Raw genomic sequence first — 15,752 nt, forward strand, 5'->3', positions numbered from 1 at the left:
CTCCATATTCCATAGCGATCCTGTTGCTTATATGCATGGCCATGATGGCCGCATGCACTACCGACACGTACTATGCGGACGATTACAGGAATTGCGACAGGGAATTCGGCCTCAAGGAAGCAGATTCCGGCGCAGTCGAAAAAGTCGCTGTCGATACCCTCCGCTCGATCGAGGGGGGATTCAACCTGGCATCCTTCCTGGAACCGGTAAAGCTCGAAATCGGCTCCCTGGACAAGGACCTGGAAAAACAGGAATCGGTCACGGCACGAATCGAGCGGAACAGGATTGACTTTACCTACAAGGTAAAGGAGATGTTCTTCACGGAACCGTATGTGGAATTCGACCTCACCTGCAGATTCCGCGATTCGAAGGACACGACCGAGATGCAATTCCGCTCCATTGCGAAGCTCTCTGACAAAAGCGCGAGAAACATCAACCTGTATCGACTTCTCGAAAGCGAGTACCTGAAAAACCTCATACAGAAGGAGGGCGAGTCGTTTGACCTTGCGCAGAAGCATACGCACCAGGCGATTCACGATTTGCTCGACCCGGAGACGGAATTCAAATACGGTATCGGGAACGCCCCCTACGGATACGACACGCTCGAAACCTTCGCATATCTCTACAGCCTGTTCTTTATGAAGGACACGACTTTCTACAAGAATTTCAAGAAACTCTCCAAGGCGGTCGGCGGCGAGAAAAAGTGGGACGAGGTCCTTTCCCGGAAGAAGATTTCGGACAAGCTAATCGAGTATTACAGGCTCGGGCAATCGCAGTGCGACACGACTGTCCGCAACGAACTGAAGAAGGATATCGACTGGACACTGCTTCGCTACAACATGGCGCGGCGGATTGTAGACGATACCTTGACCTGCACGGCGGATACGGTGGCCCCGCGCGATACCGCCGATGTTCCCGATACAACGGCGAAGGATTCCTTGCACGAAGTGACCGCCGCCGAAAAGTTCGGGGAGTGTACCATCAACCGCGAACAGCAGAAGGTGATGCTCGATACGGGAAAGTACTACATGTGCAAGGGCAAGGAATGGGTTCCCATCATGTCGCCCGCCTATTACGAAGACTACGGGGAAGAGGGCGATATCATGATCCGCGACGGGGAATATTTTAGATGTGACGGTGGATTTATGTGGATCCGCATTCCGGACGAGTTCGTCGTTCCTCCGGTCAAGGATTTGCAGCGGTGCGTTCTGGGAAACATAGCGCAATACGGTGACAAGGTTTACAGGTGCCACGGGTATTATCGCGACGGCGAATATGTCGGCACGTTCTGGTACGAACTGGCCGCGGACACCATTCCCGCTGTCCAGAGGAACGGCTTGTTCTGCGTCGATTCTACAAGCGGGCGCAAGGAAGAAGTCAACGGCCGCTACTGGACCTGTGTCCATGACGGTGCGCGCTATGCGTGGAGGGAAATGACTTTCACCAAGTCCATCGTTTACGCGTTCAGCCGGGAACACAAGGACGAATGCAAGAATGGCCCTGTAGGAACGACCATTTACTGGAACGAGGCGATAAGCAATTACTATTCGTCGAACGCCTACTCTGCATGCAGCGATGAGGCGCCTGAATGGGACTACATGGAGCTCGATGAACGGAATAATTACGGGATAGGCATTCTTGACGGGGGAGTATTCGTGGATTCTTCCACCATCGTCGCCCGGCATGGGGATTTTACGTATACCGTCAAGAGGATGCGTCCCTGGTACAAGCTCTTCGGTGTCGTCAATGTCGAGGCGGATATCGGCGGCAAGGAATACGGGGCGATTTTCAGGAACAAGGTTCCGTACCTTTCCGGCAAGAAGGGGACCGATTCCATAGCAGTCGAGTCCTTCCCCGGAAAGAGCGCAAGTTTCGATAGCTTTGTTGCGCAGTATATGCATTCGGATGGGGTGCTCCCCGCTTTCGGCGTGCGGTTCGTGCGCGTTGGCGAAGATTCGTTCATGGATTTCGGGAAGGCGGCGGGCTTCTGCCCGGATGGTTTCCACCTGCCCGATACGACCGAGTGGACGGAAGATCTGCTGAAGAGTTTCCCGGTGGAAGAGCGCTATAGCCAGGACAGTCCGCTGAAGGTCCGCTACGATGGGACGACCTACCTCTACGATATCTACTGGACTTCGGCTTCGAAGGATTCGGAAACGCATTACTGCTATGAGGTACGCTACGAGGGCAATACCGGTCCGCTGGGCCGCACCGTCGAATGTCCGGACGATCTCTATCCGGGCGTGCAGACGTTGTGCTTCAAGGACGGGGAGGAGGAATGATGCGGAACTTTAAGAAAATGCTCCTGCTGATGGCATCCCTCCTGGTGCCTGTATTCCTTGTTGCCTGTGGCGATACCCCTAGCGATGTCGAATCGGCTTCGGGCGGCAGGTATATTGAGGGAAGCATCTATCCTGAAAGCCGCTGGACCGCCCTGCAGGGGGGATTCTACCTGCATGTGCGCCTTGTCCCCGTCGCTGTCGAGGTGACGCTGCTTGACGAGCGTCTCGATTCCATCGGGACGGTCGACGTGAAACTCGTGCGCCACCGTAACGGTGCGACTTCCTTTGCCTCCGACTCGTTGGATCTCGCTTCGTCGCTATTGCGCATAAAGTTTACCTGCGTCTACGCGGATTCTTCCAGCGGACTCAAGATGGACTTTGTGCAGTATGCCGATATTGACAAGGATAGCGTGACGGTGCTTTCCCTGTCGGACGCCCTGCAAAGCAAGCGCATCGAATTCCTGGTGCAGGAGGATGGGTTCGATCTCGAGGGCGCAAGGCGGAAAGCGAACCGTGAAGCCCGCTCGCTGCTCGATTACGACGCCCAGGGCGATTTATCCATGACGGTCTATATCAACCAGATATGCATTATCGAAAAGCCCGATACCGCCTTCTTTGCCAATTACATGAAACTGCGCGATGCCATGGGCGAAGACAAGACTTGGCGAGACTTCTTTTCGGAAACCGAGATTGGGGACACCCTCTTCAACCGCAACAGGTGGGAGGATTTCTGGATAAAGTCGTTCGGGCTCCCGGCATGTGACAGCTCGAACTACAAGGATACTGCGAGCGTAAAGAACAAGGAGAGCGTCCATTACGGGAAGGTATTTGTATGCGACAATCCTGAATACGAGAACAAGTACAAGTGGCGCCTGATGACGGATTTCGAGATGGATATTGGCGTGTGCACTCCCGCCCTGCGTGATACGGCCGGTTTCGGGCACGTGGTGTACGTGTGCGACTCTGCAAGGGCGGAATGGAAGAAGATGCCCGAAAAGCAGGGCGTCCCCTACCTTTACGGCGAATGCGGGAGCGAAGTCGAAGGCGACAGCGTCCTTTACGATTCGGTTTACTATGTCTGCGCCATGCATGAGGACTGGTTGTCCAGGGTCATTTACGAGTGGAAGATTCCCTCGAATGACAAGTTGAGCGATCCGGTGAACATCTTTGTCCGTAAGCACGAGGGCATCTGTGATGCCAAACGCTCCGGCGAAATGACCGCTATCGACGGCAAGTATTACGTGTGCAAGGATTCGGCGTGGAAAGAAATCGACAGGGCTACCTATTTCTTGGGCGAATGCGACAGCCTGGGATGGGACAAGAAAAGGGCGCATCACGACTCGGTCGGATACTTTATATGCAAGCAGGGACATTGGCCCGAGTATGGTTCGGTGTGGGTCGAGGCCCTGATTCCGGATTACTATGGCGATGCGTGCACGCCGGAACTTGCCGGCTATGTGAAGAAGTACGATGGAACCCTGTATATCTGCAGGGCCAGGGCTGGATTCTCGGGTTCCCACTGGGAAGTCCCGTCTTATACGGACATTGCGGAACCTGTAAGGAACGGCAACCTTTGCGAGATGGCGAACGAGGGCGAGGTCGTCGAATATGGCGGCGTGGGCTACAAGTGCGGCTTCCCGGTATGGGAGAAGGCCACCGATTATGAGCTCAAGGTGCACAGGGCGATAGTGCGCAACAAGTACAAGCCGGACCTTTGCTTCAATGGCACGGACCGGACATCCATCTTCTGGGACGAAGCTGACACTGCGCTTTACGGCTGCGTCGAAAAGTTCACGGAGGCGAACTACGGATGGGGACAGGTGCGCTACGAAATGAAGTATGCAGCCTTTGCGGATATCCATGATCCGAGAGACGTGGCCGGCGGCATATACGAGAATGGTGACTATATCATAACCAGGAACGGATGGAAATACTCGTTCTACATTAGCGGTCTGAGCAGCAGCGGAGACAAATACGGGTTATTGGTCCTCCAGTCGGTCGTTCCGGAAACAGGTGTGCCGTTCGAAATCACGGGTGGCATGACATTGAACGATCTTAGGGGGGAGATGGTGATTCGTGCCGCGATCGGCGACAGTGCCGTAGCGCTTGACGCGATCGACGGAAAAAGCGCATCGTTCGATGCCTACTTTACGGACTGGAAGCAGCAGGTGGTGGAATCGACCGGTTGCCCGGATGCGACTATCACCGGAATCAGTTGCGTTTCGGACTGGGGCACGTCTACGGTCGACGTGGTATTCAACCATTACAACGAGAATTCCTACACGACCTGGGAACAGGCGAAGGACTTCTGCCCCGAGGGGTCGCACATCCCGAGCGCGGATGAATGGCTGTACCAGAATTATGCGGATTGGTTCAGTATCGCGAAGGATCGCGCGCTGCGGGTAAGGCAGAAGAAGGATTCCGGCGATTACGGGACTTTCGATGTAGAGTACAGCTTCGTGTGGACCAGCACGGAAAAGGATTCGGAGACGCAGTACTGCTTTGAATATGCCAAGGCGGACAACGGCTGGTATGGAGAGAAGGGCATTATGAGCGGGATTGTCGAATGCCCCAAGGACCTCTACCCGATGGTGCAGGCGATTTGCGTTAGCGACAGGAGGGAAGAATGAGAAATGCTCGCTTCGTGAAGTTCCTGTCGTTTACCGCATTCCTGTGCGCAGCGTTATTGACAGGCTGCTCCATGACGGATTATGAAATCGAGAAAGAAAGCCATACCTGGAGATTCGTAGGTCTCGTCGACGATTCTACGGCCCTCGTGAGCGTAGCGCTCGAGCAATGGGGGGAGGAACACGACCACCACCTGATGGGATGGGACGACGATTTCCACTGGACGAAGGATGCAAGCTACTATCCGGTAAAAATGAATTCGTACTGGCGTGGAAAGGGAAGCAGTTCCGTGCAGGACACTTTACCCCAGAAGGCCGAAACGGACGACTATACCATTCGCTACGAAAAACTCGACAAGTACTCCTCGACCTGCGGGGCGATACTGAGCGACAGGAAGGGCAATGATCTCGATACCCTGGAACTGGAGCGGTGCAGTTCCGATTCGGCAAGGTTCGTCGGGAGCTATGTCAAGATAGACAACGGCTTCTATCTTGTACAGGATGACCGGTTCCCCAGACAAAGGCCCGCCTACCGTTTTGAACATACGGGAGGGGCAATCAAGTTTACCGACGCGAACGGCGACTATATTATCTATGGCGGGAAGCCGTAACGATGGCGCTTGAACGGGAAAGGGTGTCGCACGAGTTTCCGGCGGTTTACGACCGGGAATCGCGTGTGCTTCTGCTGGGGTCGATTCCGTCTCCCAAGTCGCGCGAGGTGGGGTTCTATTACGGGCATCCGCAGAACCGGTTCTGGAAAGTGCTTGCCGCCGTCCTGGGCGAAGATGCCCCCGCAACCATTCCGCAGAAAAAAGTCATGCTCAAAAAGCACCATGTTGCGCTCTGGGATGTGCTGGAAAGCTGCACTATCGTAGGCGCGAGCGACACGAGCATCGAGGACGTGGTTCCGAACAAAATAAGCGGTCTCGTGAAGGCCTCGAAGGTTTCGCGCATCTTTTGCACGGGCGCCACGGCTTACAGGCTGTACCAGAAATACTGCGCTGCCGAAGTGGGAATCGATGCCGTGAAGCTGCCCTCGACATCGCCCGCGAACTGCGCCGTCTCGATGGAAAAGCTTGTCGAGGCTTATCGGGCGATTCTGTAGCGACCGCAAATTTGTATTTTTGTTCCCGAGAGGTTTTTTATGAGCATTTCGATGCAAGATGTGATGAAAGAGTCCGGCGTGGCATTCGGTACGAGCGGTGCGCGCGGCTTGGTGACGGCGATGACGGACCGCGTGTGCTACGTTTACGCGCGCTGCTTTATCAAGTACTGCGAGGCGAGCTACAAGTGCGAACACACGATTGCGATTGCGGGTGACCTGCGCCCGAGTACGGAACGCATTTTGAAGGCGCTCGTGAAGGCGGGCGAGGACAGCGCGTGGAAGGTCGTGTACTGCGGCCGCATCCCGAGCCCGGCGATTGCGCTGTACGGTATCGACAAGGCGCTCCCGACCATCATGGTGACGGGTAGCCATATCCCCGCCGACCGCAACGGCATCAAGTTCAACCACCCGAAGGGCGAAATTTCCAAGAAGGACGAACAGGGAATCGTCTCGCAGTCGGTGGATTTCGACGAATCGATTTTTGACGCGGCTGGCATGCTGAAGGATGCGCCCGCGCTCCCGGCGGTCGAGATGGAAGCCGAGGAAAACTACCTGAAGCGCTATCCGGCGTTCTTCGGCAGCAAGGCTTTGCAAGGCCTCACCATCGGCGTGTACCAGCATTCCGCCGTGGGCCGCGACATCGTAGTGAAGGTGCTCGAGAGCCTGGGTGCCGCGGTGAAGCCGTTCGCACGTAGCGAGACGTTCATCCCGGTCGATACCGAGGCCATCCGCAAGGAAGACGAGGAACTCGCCCGCGAATTTGCGCACAAGGATTTTGTCGATGCGATCTTCAGCACCGACGGCGACAGCGACCGCCCGCTCCTGGCAGACGATACCGGCATGTGGCTGCGTGGCGACGTGCTGGGCATTTTGGCTGCCCAGGCGCTTGGCATCAAGCGCATTGCAACTCCGGTGAGTTGCAACACGTCGCTCGAAAAATGCGGCAGCTTCGAGAAAATTTGCCGCACCCGCATCGGCAGCCCCTACGTGATTGCCGGCATGGAAAGCCTGGTGGATGCAAACGATGCAAACGTCTCTGTCGCTGGCTACGAGGCGAACGGCGGGTTCCTGCTGCAGACCGACCTCACGCGTGAATTCGTGGATAGCGATGGCCGCGGCGGCGAGATGCGTGCAACCCGCACGCTGCCCGCACTTCCGACACGCGACGCCCTGCTCCCGATGCTTGCCGTGATGGTGCGCGTGCGCGAAGAACGCCTCTGCGTCGTCGACCTCCTGAAGAAACTCCCGAAGCGCTTTACGCTCAGCGACCGCCTCAAGGAATTCCCGACCGCGACATCGAAGGCGAAGCTTGCCGAAATCCGCGAACAGAAGCTCGGGCACAAGCTCTTCGGTGCGCTTACTGCCAAGCCGAACCGTTTCGCGAAACCCGGTGCCGACGGCAAGATGCCCGCACCCTTCCACGGCGACATCGTCTCCATCGACGAGACCGACGGCTACCGCATGGAGTTCGATTCCGGCGATATCGTGCACCTGCGCCCGAGCGGTAACGCTCCCGAGTTCCGTTGCTACGTGGAAACGGGCGACAAGGAACGTTCCGCCGAGCTCCTTGCCGGCTGCATGAAGATCATGGAAGGCTGGCGCGGCTAATTTTTGTATCTTGTTCAGTATGTCGAAGAAAATCCTCCTGTCCCTGTTGCTGTTTAGTGCCGCTGCCCTTGCGGCAAGCGGCCGCTATTGGAACACGGGACTTGGCGGGACGACGATGAAGTTCCTTTCGATGCAGGCTTCGCCCCGTAGCGCGGCTCTTTCCGGGGCGGGAGTCGCTTCTCCCGTGCGCCTCTCCGAACTGACGCGCAACCCGCTTGCCGCCACGTCTGTCTCGCAGGCGGAGATAGGGTTCAGCCAGATTGTCTTTGGCGATGCGGGTGCAGACAACTTTGTCTCCATCTACTACGGGCTTCCGCTCAATGACCTGTTCGTGCTTTCGATGGGGCTCGAGTTCCTGGGCTATGGCGATATCGAGGGCCGCGACGAGGAAGGGTTCGTCACGTCGGACTATTCGGCCTATGCTTGGGCGGCCCAGGCGGGAATCGGCAATCACGGCCGCCCGTTCGCATGGTCGTTGCAGACGCGTTTTGCCTACCAGGCGATCGACGATGAATCGACGCTAGGCATTTTGGCCGATGCGGGCGCATCCTACCGCGTGAATCGCTTTGTCGCGTTCGGTGCGGCGGTTACGAATTTCGGCTACGTGACCGAAAGCGAATACAGCGGCGAACATGAAGCCGCCCCGATGGCCTTGCAGGCGGGAATCACGGGTTCCATTCCTGTAGGTAGCCTCCTGCACCTGGAAAGCATGTGGAATGTGCACCTCTCCGCCGATATCTACAGGCGTGCCGACATGGAAGATTTTGAATGGCGCTTCGGTGGCGAAATTTCGTATCAGGAATTCGTTTCGCTTCGCGCAGGCTATGCGCTACGTCCCGAAACCGAGGACGGTCTGAGTGCGGGTATCGGCATTGCCTTCGGTTCCTGCGTGTTCGATTACGGTTATTCGCCGCGTCCGGCTCTCGCTTCGGGCAACCACTACCTTGGCGTGGGCTACAGGTTCTAGCCTCCTCGCTATCCGTGCTTCTGTATCTGGTAGCAGAGGCAGCCCCTGCTGATACCGAGTTTCCTTGAAGCCTTGCACTTGTTCCAGTCGCATGAATCCAGGGCGTCCTTGATGATGTCCCAGTCGGGGGCGTTTTTGCGGCGCCTTGTCCAGATGCGCATGATGTTCTTTTTGGAATCGAATACCGCCGGCGTGGCGAATTCTTCTTCGAGGATTTCTTCGAGCTTGATTCCGTGCGGACAGAGGAGGGCGAACCGCTGCAATACGTTTTTCAGCTGCCGCACGTTTCCGGGCCAGCTGAACCGCTGTAGCGCCGCGAGGTTGTAGGCGGTGAGTTTGTTTGGAATCTCTTCGAGGGTGGCTGTGCTTACGTTATCGAGAATACCGTTCCATATTGACGTGGCGATGTCGTCGAAATCGTCGCGTTCGCGTAGGGGAAGGATCTGCACCGGGAATACGTTCAACCTGAAAAAGAGGTCTTCGCGGAATCGCTTTGCGGAGATTTCCTCCTTGAGGTTCCTGTTGGTGGCGCAGACGAGCCTGAAATCGACGGGGATGCTCCGGGTGCTTCCGACGGGCATTACCGTGCGTTCCTGCAGTATCCGCAGCAGCTTGCTTTGCGCCTCCAGGGGCAGCTCCCCGATTTCGTCGAGGAAAAGGGTTCCGCCGTTCGCGGCTCGCACGATTCCCTTCTGGTCGCTTTCGGAGCCGGTGTATGCACCCTTTATCGAACCTTCCAGGGTGCTCTCGATCAGGTTCTGCGAAAGCGCCGCACAGTTGACGGCGATGAAGGGGCCGTGCTTGCGGTGGCCGTGTTCGTGGATGTAGCGTGCGGCGACCTCCTTCCCGGCACCCGATTCCCCCTGGATGAGGACGGGGACGGAGGATTTTGCGGCGATGTTCAGCAGTTCGTTCGGTTGTTTCATGGGTGTCTCCTACCCTAAAAACGATTGAAACGCCATTTTGTTCCCTGCCGATGCCGTTTTTTTACATTTGCGTCGCAATTTTTACAAAACCTTGCCGCACTTTCTCCGTTTTTCTATCTTTGTCCGCGCTCGGGGATTCTCCTCGGCAGACATAGACACAAAAACCAAGTGGCTGGCCAGATGGGTAGGCTTGGGCACGACGACCGTGAGGAAAGCGGTTGCGCTCGAAGCCGAGAGGTTTGGTGGCCCGAAAGGAAAAAATGAGTCAAAGAATCGTATGCAAGTTCGGCGGCAGCTCTGTCGCCGATGCCGGCCAGTTCAAGAAGATCAAGGCCATCGTTGAATCCGACAAGAACCGCAAGGTCATCGTCGTTTCCGCACCCGGCAAGCGCAATCCTAAGGAAACCAAGCTTACCGACCTCCTCTACAGCACCTACGACCTCGCCTCCAAGGGCCTCGACTTTTCGACCCCGTGGAACCTGATCCGTCAGCGCTATGACGAAATCTGCAAGGACCTGGGTCTCGAAGACAAGCTGACCGAAGACCTGGACAGCCTCGAAGACAAGCTGAAGAACCAGCCTGAATCCGTGAGCACGGACTTCCTCGTGAGCCGTGGCGAATTCCTCTGCGCACGCCTCATGGCCAAGTACCTGGGCGCAAACTTCGTCGACACCTTTCCGCTGATTACCTTCGACGACAAGTATCGCATTGTCCCGAAGACCTACGAAGACATCGCGAAGACCTTGTCTGACGAAAACCAGCTCTATGTGCTGCCGGGCTTCTATGGTGCAAACCTCCGTGGCGAAGTCAAGACCTTCAGCCGTGGCGGTTCCGACATTACGGGCGCCATCCTTGCCAACGGCATCGATGCCGCCAAGTACGAAAACTGGACCGACGTTTCGGGCATGCTCATGGCTGACCCGCGCATCGTCGAAAATCCGCTGCCCATCGAATACGTGAGCTACCGCGAAATCCGCGAACTCGCCTACTCCGGCGCCAGCGTGCTCCACGACGAATCCATCGCCCCGTGCCGCGCGAAGAAGATTCCTATCAACATCCGCAACACGAACCGCCCCGAAGACGCTGGCACCATCATCGGCCCCACTCCGGAAGAAGCAAAGCTCCCGATTACGGGTGTCGCCGGCCGCAAGGGCTTCTCCATGATCTACATCGAAAAGTCCATGATGAACAAGGAAGTCGGTTTCGGCCGCCGCGTGCTCGCCGTGCTCGAAAGCGAAGGTCTCTCCTACGAACTGTGCCCGAGCGCCATCGACTCCATGAGCATCGTGGTGGATAGCAAGGCTCTCGACGCCGTGCAGGACGTGGTTCTCGAAGACATCACGCAGCAGATGCGCCCCGACCGTATCAAGGTGTTCCCGGGCATCTCGCTCATCGCGACTGTGGGTCACGGCATGACGAACAAGATCGGTGTGGCTGCAAAGCTCTTCACCGCTCTCGCCGAGAACAAGGTGAACGTCCGCATCATCGACCAGGGTTCTTCGCAGATCAACATCATCACCGGTGTTGACGAAGCCGATACCGAGAAGGCCATCAAGGCCATCTACGGCGCGTTCGTGAAATAAAGGTCCCTGAGCCTGCCGAAGGGCCTTTGCGAACGTCATCCTGGGTGACATGCTTATGGTGTCATCCTGAGCGGAGGCGCATAGCGCCGAAGTCGAAGGATCCAGACCCGCATTAAACCGCCCCCGACTATCACGGCCGGGGGTGTTTTTTATATATATTACAATCAGAGGTACAAACCATGTCACATTGTCGTTTTTGCGGTTCATCCAGTCACGGGAGCGGTTGCTCCTACAGCCCCACCGGCAAGCATGTCCATATCGCGGACTCTTCGAGTTGCATCTACTGCGGCTCGTCCAGTTATGGCTCGTGCAGCTATAGCCCCACCGGCAATCACAAGCATGGTCACGGCAACGACAAGTGCGCCTACTGCGGCTCGACTAGTTATGGCTCCGGCTGTAGTTATAGCCCGACAGGGAAACACGAGCATTAGGACTTGTGATGAACCTTGCCTTGCTTAGAGTTTTCGGCATCCTGATTGCCGTGCACGAGTTAAATAGACTCGTGAGGCTCTTGTTGCAGGTTACTATGGTGGGGTTTGAAGAGGGCGAGTCCTTTACGGATATTGCTCCGATGATTCTCGCAAGTGTCGCCATTATTCTCGTGGGGATAATCGTGTTCGCAAAAAAGAGCGCGAAACTCCTGAGAGTCTTTTCCGCAATCATGATAATAGTGAGTATTGTTGGCGGTATAAACTTCGCGCGTGTGTATTTGGGCCTTCAATATTCGCCGGGTGTCGGGTTCCTGCTGCAAAGGCTGGCCGACCACTTTATAAACATGTTTATGGTAGTCTATTTCGTTTCGTTGTTTATGGGGAACATGAAGACTCAGGAAGGGAGCCACGTGAATCTGAGCCTGCTCCGGTTCTGCGCCGTAGTCTTTTTGGTAGACGGGTTTGGCTTCTTGGTGCATATCGGGTACGACCATTCCGTGCCAGTCGTAATCATGACTGCGGCTTCGATTGCGGCGGGCGTTGTTGCCCTTGCCAAGAATAACACGCTGGTCCTGAAGGCCTTTGCGGTATGTTCAATTCTCTGGCTCCTGTGGACTCACATTGAATTTGTCCGTACTAACATGTTTGGCGCGTATCACGTTGCCAATGCTATCGTGGGCATAGTTCTCAGTGCGCACCTTGTGGTGTGCATTGCCACGTTCTTTATAGATGTAGAAGAAAGCAAGTTCTACCTCCAGAAAATGAAGGCGCTTTTCTTCAAGTGGAAGAATCTTACCTGATTTATTCCGATTTGTTACGTTAGACAATTTTTTGCTATAGTACATTTTATGTGCTATAATTCTCTAAATGTGCTAAAAAATATAAGATTTAGAGCGTTATAAGCACTTTTTAGCGTTATAATTCTCTAAATATGTATTTTTCTGAATTCTAAACTTTACCGCTTCTTCACTGTCCTGACGGCAGGGCTGATTTTCTTTTCGCCGGTGCCGAGGTAGCGGCCCTGCATATCGAACATGCGGGCATCACCCTTTAGGAGTGGCATGGTTTCGCTGTGCGTCTCGCAAGGGACCGCAATTGCGGTTGTCGGCTCCGCGCTGGATTCCAGTTCCCACTTCTCGAGCGAGTCGAGGCCCGCGTTCCCGAGCACGGCCAAGTCATAGCCGATGACCTTCGCTGCACCTGCGGCGTATGCGGTATCGAGCTGTGCCGAAATTCTTGCACTGTCTGCGAGTGCGTGCGAGTCGTCGGTGCGGAACAGTTCCATATCTACCCAGAACTCAATACCGTATTGCTTGCAGGCCTGTGCCACCGCGCGTTCGTAGTTGCCCACGTTCGTAGTTTCGGCGTGGTGCTTGCCTGCGTCGCTTGCGCCCACGCCGTCCTGCACGGCGATAATGTCGGGCTTGAATCCTGCGGCAAAAAGTTTCTCGAAAAACGTTTGCAGTTTCTCGGGAGTTTCCAGGTTCTGGTTGTAGAATGGGGCCGCCATCACCTTCCAGCCCATAGCCTGTGCGGCCTCGGTAACGGGTTTCAAGAAATGTTCTACGAGCATTTCCGGCGTCGCGTCGCTGCGCAGGCCGTCCCAGTAGTAGCGAGCGATCTCTTGCGGGATGTACACGCCCTCGACGACAGTCTCGCTCCCGTATAGCGCGTAAATTTCTTCAAGCACTTTCAGGTTGCGTGCAGACAAAGTATCAAGCTGCTCGGCGGTCGGTGGCGTGTACCAGTTGTCGCCATTGTAGTAAAGCCCGAGCCAGACCCTGGTTCCGGTAGCCTTTGCCGCCTCGATGCTTTTGGGGAAAAGTTCGTTGTTCTTGTACTGTGTGTTCTGCAAAAAGTCCAGTTGCGAGGGGTAGTACAAGTGCGTCGCCTCGACCGCGGCGTACTGCAACACGACCTCGTCCATCCCGCGCGCGTGCAGGCGCTGGTGCATGTGCGTGATGGAATCCTGCGGGTAGTAGGCAGTGGACCAGCCCGCGTCGAAAACACCCGCGAATCCCGCCGCATGAACTGCGCCGGCAAACGGCCCCGCTACAAGCGAAAACGCTCCGCACAGGAGCGCGGGGAGAGCGAGTCGGAATGTGGGCCGCGAGATTGCCATACCTGTAATATATATTCTTTTAAATCAAAAATCTAGATGCTGAAAAATAGGGTAAAAAAATCCGGCCTTGCGGCCGGACTTCAGTTACTACCCTTCGCACATTGCTGTTTTAATTTTCTTGCGTATCGTCCTTGGCGGGGGTGTCGTCCTTGCTGTCCATTGCGCCCGTCATGAAGTCGTAGCACATTTCGTCGGCCATGTTTCCAACGTCGTCGAGCGTCATGCCGCCTGCCGGAGTAGTTTCGCTCTCGCCGTCCTTGGTCATTACGAGGTTGTCGCCATCAAGGGCGTACACGATTTCTTCCGTCTGGCCGTCCTTGGTCATGGTTATGGTCACCTTGCTGCCCTTGTTGATGGTGCAGGTCGGGGAATTGGAAGCCGAAGAGGAGTCGTCGCCACATGCGGTGAAGAGAGCACTTGCGCAGATAACGGCCGCGAGGAACATTTTTTTCATTATAGTATTCCTTGGAATTTTAGACACAAGTAATATATACCATGAAACCCGCGCGGGAGCAATTTTTTTAGTTGCCCCGAGCGGGAGTGATTTGCTTCACAGGATTTCACGCAAACAGGTCATCCTTCGTAACGACGCCTTGTGCAATGTTGGAATACATTCCTTGCGAAAGGCCTTCGCTTACAATCATTGTAATCCAAGGTGAATGGCGAAGTCCTGTTTCCTTGGAAAACGCCTCCCTGCGATTCAGCAACTTTTGGTATTCGTCCTTGTCAATAGAATAAGGTGTCTGGCTGTATTTGATTTCGCAAAGGTTGACGATTTTGTCCGCTCGTTCAATCACCAAGTCAATTTGTGCTCCTGGTGTAGAGTTTTTACTGCGCCAAGCGTAGCTGATTGTTGAAATGCCGTCGATTCGCAAAGCCTTTTTGATTTGCAGAATGTGCGACATGCAGATACGTTCAAACGACAGGCCCATCCAGGTATTGATTTCGGGCGTGTTGATATGGTGCTGCCAATAATTGTTTTCCAGTTCGGCCTTTTGGATAAATGTCAACCAGAAAATGCAAAAGAAATCCGCCAGTTGAAAAACGAAATCATTTTTCTTGATTTTCTTTTCGCGGACGGGAATCTTACGCAGCAGATCACAATGCACAAGGTCGTCTAGCTTTTTACCGAGGAATGCGTTGTTCGAAACCTTGAGTGATTCGGCGAGTTCCTTACGAGTTACGCCGTGCTTGCTTTCGCAAAGTTTCTTGACAATTTCAATGTAGCCTTCTGGACGATTGTAGAGGGTTGCAAAAAGGCGCTTGAACTCGCGGCGCATTTTTTCATCGGGACCGAAGAAAAGCCTGTCAATATTTTGCGCAAAGCTCTCCCTTGGCGAAAGAAGGCTCAGATAGTAGGGGATGCCGCCCAACGCCATGTAGGCCTGTAATACGATATCGCGATTCCATTGGAATCCGTTTTCGTTAAAGTACTCTTCGGTTTCTTTTAAGCAGAACGGACGAACGTGAATCTCTTGCGTGATACGGTCGTGAAGCCCGCCCTTGCTATCGACAATATTCGTAATCATCCAGCTTGTAGCACTGCCGCAAACGATCAAGGTGACATTACTGAACAGAGATGCCCAGCTGTTCCAGAAATAACCGACAGCCTTGGCGATGCCGGATTTTTTTGCGTCCATTGCAGGGAGTTCGTCCAAAAAGATGACGCACGGGGCCCCGCTTTCGACGCGGGGCTTCAAGGCTCTTTTTAGCAACTTGAAAGCTTCCATCCAGTCCTTGGGCTTTTCTTCCATGTCGTAACCGAAATCGTCCATGGAGTCGGAAAATGCAGCTAGTTGATCCTTTAGGGATCCGTCAAGGACTCCCGTCATCTTGAATGCAAAGTCGCCTCCGAAGAGCTGGTTTATCAAAAATGTCTTCCCGACGCGTCGGCGGCCATAAAGGGCGACGAATTCAGCTTTAGGGCTGTCCTTTAGCGAAAGGAGTAATTTTTGCTCTTCTATTCTTCCGACAATCTTTTCCATACCTCTAAAATAGCATTTTTTCGTTAAAAAAGTGCTAAAATGATTAAAAATTGTGTCGGTTTAGCACTTTTTATTCATTTTATTGCTAAAACTGATTATTCCGGCGTACTTTGAGC

The 15,752-nt window shown here is 54.7% G+C and carries 13 protein-coding genes; 9 read left to right on the top strand and 4 right to left on the bottom strand.

The window, feature by feature from the left end:
• Positions 1-41: 41 nt before the first annotated feature.
• Genes B2310_RS00395 through B2310_RS00420 form a run of 6 tightly spaced genes read left to right on the top strand, consistent with a single transcriptional unit; the run spans position 42 to position 8,589 of the window.
• Positions 42-2,282, top strand: coding sequence for a hypothetical protein (locus B2310_RS00395; protein WP_290727860.1), 2,241 nt, complete (start codon positions 42-44; stop codon positions 2,280-2,282).
• Positions 2,279-4,912 (top strand): hypothetical protein, encoded by a 2,634-nt coding sequence (locus B2310_RS00400; RefSeq protein WP_290727861.1) that lies wholly within the window; start codon positions 2,279-2,281, stop codon positions 4,910-4,912. Before B2310_RS00395 ends, B2310_RS00400 begins: the two co-directional genes overlap by 4 nt.
• Positions 4,909-5,520, top strand: coding sequence for a hypothetical protein (locus tag B2310_RS00405; protein ID WP_290727863.1), 612 nt, complete (start codon positions 4,909-4,911; stop codon positions 5,518-5,520). Before B2310_RS00400 ends, B2310_RS00405 begins: the two co-directional genes overlap by 4 nt.
• Positions 5,521-5,522: 2 nt before the next feature.
• Positions 5,523-6,014 (top strand): DNA-deoxyinosine glycosylase, encoded by a 492-nt coding sequence (locus tag B2310_RS00410; RefSeq protein WP_290727865.1) that lies wholly within the window; start codon positions 5,523-5,525, stop codon positions 6,012-6,014.
• A gap of 39 nt (positions 6,015-6,053) precedes the next feature.
• Positions 6,054-7,622 (top strand): phosphomannomutase, encoded by a 1,569-nt coding sequence (locus B2310_RS00415; protein ID WP_290727867.1) that lies wholly within the window; start codon positions 6,054-6,056, stop codon positions 7,620-7,622.
• A 19-nt stretch (positions 7,623-7,641) separates the two neighbouring features.
• Complete coding sequence (locus B2310_RS00420; protein ID WP_290727868.1) at positions 7,642-8,589, top strand: PorV/PorQ family protein; 948 nt, start codon at positions 7,642-7,644, stop codon at positions 8,587-8,589.
• An 8-nt stretch (positions 8,590-8,597) separates the two neighbouring features.
• On the opposite strand, the gene B2310_RS00425 is transcribed toward B2310_RS00420, so the two are convergent.
• Positions 8,598-9,515: a sigma 54-interacting transcriptional regulator gene (locus tag B2310_RS00425; RefSeq protein ID WP_173381699.1), complete on the bottom strand. Its 918-nt coding sequence runs from the start codon at positions 9,513-9,515 to the stop codon at positions 8,598-8,600.
• 260 nt (positions 9,516-9,775) lie between these two features.
• Between B2310_RS00425 and B2310_RS00430 the strand changes: the two genes are divergently transcribed.
• The 3 genes from B2310_RS00430 (at position 9,776) to B2310_RS00440 (ending at position 12,329) form a co-directional block, all read left to right on the top strand.
• Positions 9,776-11,098 (top strand): aspartate kinase, encoded by a 1,323-nt coding sequence (locus B2310_RS00430; protein ID WP_290722874.1) that lies wholly within the window; start codon positions 9,776-9,778, stop codon positions 11,096-11,098.
• 179 nt (positions 11,099-11,277) lie between these two features.
• On the top strand, positions 11,278-11,529 hold the full coding sequence (locus tag B2310_RS00435; protein WP_143151793.1) for a hypothetical protein: 252 nt from the start codon (positions 11,278-11,280) through the stop codon (positions 11,527-11,529).
• Positions 11,530-11,537: 8 nt separating this feature from the next.
• Positions 11,538-12,329: a hypothetical protein gene (locus B2310_RS00440; RefSeq protein ID WP_290727871.1), complete on the top strand. Its 792-nt coding sequence runs from the start codon at positions 11,538-11,540 to the stop codon at positions 12,327-12,329.
• A 155-nt stretch (positions 12,330-12,484) separates the two neighbouring features.
• Here B2310_RS00440 and B2310_RS00445 read toward each other — a convergent pair whose 3' ends face one another.
• The 3 genes from B2310_RS00445 to B2310_RS00455 all read right to left on the bottom strand — a co-directional run bounded on the left by B2310_RS00445 (position 12,485) and on the right by B2310_RS00455 (position 15,636).
• Positions 12,485-13,651 carry a DUF4434 domain-containing protein gene (locus B2310_RS00445; RefSeq protein ID WP_290727873.1) on the bottom strand — a complete coding sequence of 389 codons (1,167 nt, stop codon included), beginning with the start codon at positions 13,649-13,651 and terminating at the stop codon, positions 12,485-12,487.
• 109 nt (positions 13,652-13,760) lie between these two features.
• Positions 13,761-14,105 carry a hypothetical protein gene (locus tag B2310_RS00450; protein WP_290727875.1) on the bottom strand — a complete coding sequence of 115 codons (345 nt, stop codon included), beginning with the start codon at positions 14,103-14,105 and terminating at the stop codon, positions 13,761-13,763.
• A 106-nt stretch (positions 14,106-14,211) separates the two neighbouring features.
• On the bottom strand, positions 14,212-15,636 hold the full coding sequence (locus B2310_RS00455; RefSeq protein WP_290727877.1) for an ATP-binding protein: 1,425 nt from the start codon (positions 15,634-15,636) through the stop codon (positions 14,212-14,214).
• Between the last annotated feature and the right edge of the window lie 116 nt (positions 15,637-15,752).

The sequence above is a fragment of the Fibrobacter sp. UBA3629 genome (assembly GCF_002374005.1).
Lineage (GTDB): Bacteria > Fibrobacterota > Fibrobacteria > Fibrobacterales > Fibrobacteraceae > Fibrobacter.